Here is a 518-nt window from a genome sequence, read left to right on the forward strand (position 1 = left end):
TAGGTTTCTAAATGGTTCTAAATCCACTACATAAATTTCTTTCTCTAATACGCACTTTCTAAGAAAGTGGGACATAGTTTTGCAATTTGCAAGTTTCATTTTCTTTTCAAAGATTTCTTTTTCTTCATCTGTTAAATATATTTTTAGTTGATTATTTCTTTTTCTATTATCCATAGTATATCTCCTTATCATAAAATATTGGGGTCTTAGGGTTCTCCCTAACAAGGTAAAATTGATAAAAAAAAGGTGATGTTGCAGAATAGATGATTCTACTCTGCGACATCATTTTTTTATCAAGTATTTAAGTTTAGCCATTGTGTTTTTTGCTTTTAAAATATTTTCTAGATAAATTTTTCTTGTTTCTCTTAAAAATGAGTGCACTTAATAAAGCTATACTTTTAAAAATTTTTTCTCAAGCAGCTTTGTATTTTATGATTTCTAAATTCTTATTTTCTATTTTTGATGCCAGTTTATTTAAGTTTAGTGCTATTGATAATAGACATATTTCACTTATTATA

At 25.5% G+C, this 518-nt stretch carries 1 protein-coding gene; it reads right to left on the reverse strand.

Going from position 1 to position 518, the window contains the following annotated elements; translation table 11 throughout:
• Window positions 1-174: plasmid mobilization protein (locus tag RH95_RS09435; RefSeq protein WP_010248967.1), on the reverse strand; the 174-nt coding region annotated here is incomplete at its 3' end.
• Window positions 175-518 lie beyond the last annotated feature (344 nt).

It is taken from the genome of Peptoniphilus rhinitidis 1-13 (assembly GCF_000246925.1).
GTDB lineage: Bacteria > Bacillota > Clostridia > Tissierellales > Peptoniphilaceae > Peptoniphilus_A > Peptoniphilus_A lacydonensis.